The sequence below is a fragment of the Rhodovibrio sodomensis genome, from assembly GCF_016583645.1.
In the GTDB taxonomy this organism is placed as follows: Bacteria; Pseudomonadota; Alphaproteobacteria; order Kiloniellales; family Rhodovibrionaceae; genus Rhodovibrio; species Rhodovibrio sodomensis.
The window spans coordinates 1-1,488 of the sequence record NZ_NRRL01000258.1 but is presented as its reverse complement, the minus strand read 5'-3'; the positions used below and the strand labels follow the sequence as shown (position 1 = coordinate 1,488).

Below are 1,488 nucleotides of genomic sequence, written 5' to 3'. Positions count from 1 at the left end.
CCTGGGCGAAGATCACAGCCGGATCCGTGTCCAACCCGGGCCCTTCACTCGTATCCGCAGCTTCGCGCTCAACATCCTCCGGGCGAACGGCGTGCGCAACGTGGCTCAAGCGCGCTACGCAACCGCGCTCAACCCCGACAAACTCTTCGACTATGCCGGCTCATGAAAAAAACTGAACAGCCCTGGGGCTTCTCCCGGGTCCTACCGAACTGTAAGACGCCCGACCCCATTCTCCCGAAGCTTTGTCAGAAGCGCCTATACCGACAACATTAACACCATCGGATGCTGGCTGGATTCGAGTGTTGCCCGCCGTGTGGTCTTCCTCACCGCTATTGCCGCAGGCTATCGATACAAAGCATTGTTGTTGAAACGCGTACTTGTCTAAGGTTGCCGTCCAAACATTTATATCATCGTCGTCTATAGGTATGTCTGGTCCCATTGAAATATTTAGGAAATCAAAATTTTCGTGATCAAGCGTTTTCGTGATCCTATGTAGAATGTCTACGAGGTCAAAATCATGCACAGGGTTGTGGTCAATCACCCTGTAGTGTCGAATCGACGAAAAAGGTTGCGGAGGAGTTGTTCCATTTTGAAGGCTCCCGAAGAGGGCTGCACATGTTACCGCCGTTCCATGTTCTTGAGCCGATTGATCTGGACTGCCTAAATTTGGTGTACTGTATTCCTGGGCCCACTGCGTTAACGGATGCGGATTATTGGGAAGTCCACCGTCAAAAACAGCGGTCTTTATTGTGGGATCGAGTACTGGACCGGTAGGAAAAGTCGGTTGGAAAGGCGGAGCATTTACTGAACGCAAGGCGGTTTGACCCATCCTCACCTTTGGCATAACTCGTATCGACCGTATTAGCGAGAACTCGCATAGGCTTCTCAGCGACTCGCCTGGGCAACGTACTGGTACAAAAGTCAGTTCTCCGATTGTTCGCACACGATCTGAAAGCACTTCAGCATTGAGTTTGGCACTGAAAGCTTCAAACGCCTCGTAGATTTCGTCTGAGATTCCTGGTATCCCAATGTGTAGAACGACTTCCAGAGGGTAGTTGCGTTCAACATTAATTTCTTCAATCTTTAGCCGTTCGAGTTTTGGCGCGCGAACGTCTTCAATTTTTCGAAAATCATCGGCAATGTTTTTGCTAGATGGCTGCCAATTTGTTAAATTTTCCGAAAAAGACCTTAGTGTTTTTCTTTTTACGGCTGCAAAAATTGTGGGGGCATCCCGAGGTTCACGTTTGTCTGTTTTACCAAGGACAACTTCCGGGGTAACTTTTTCAGCTTTTGCGCCGAGCGAAAACATACCCATGTATTCCAGAAAATTTTCTGGATAGTAAGATTTGGCTAAGAAAGCCGGCGCTCTGACGCTTCAAATGGATTTCGAGATATCGCCGATCGGGGCTGCGAGCAGGTAGATCATGGCGATGAAGGTGGCCGGGCTGCTGTAGCCACGTGCCCGGTGGCGGGCAGCCTGGAAGATCG

The 1,488-nt window shown here is 50.1% G+C and carries 1 protein-coding gene; it reads right to left on the bottom strand.

Annotation, left to right across the window (positions count from 1 at the left end):
* Positions 1–160 precede the first annotated feature (160 nt).
* Positions 161–1,309, bottom strand: coding sequence for a S8 family serine peptidase (locus CKO28_RS27605; protein ID WP_200344734.1), 1,149 nt, complete (start codon positions 1,307–1,309; stop codon positions 161–163).
* Positions 1,310–1,488: the final 179 nt, after the last annotated feature.

Excerpts from the sequence above, each read along its gene's own strand:
- CKO28_RS27605 (WP_200344734.1), bottom strand. The coding sequence starts at position 1,309 with ATGTTTTCGCTCGGCGCAAAAGCTGAAAAAGTTACCCCGGAAGTTGTC.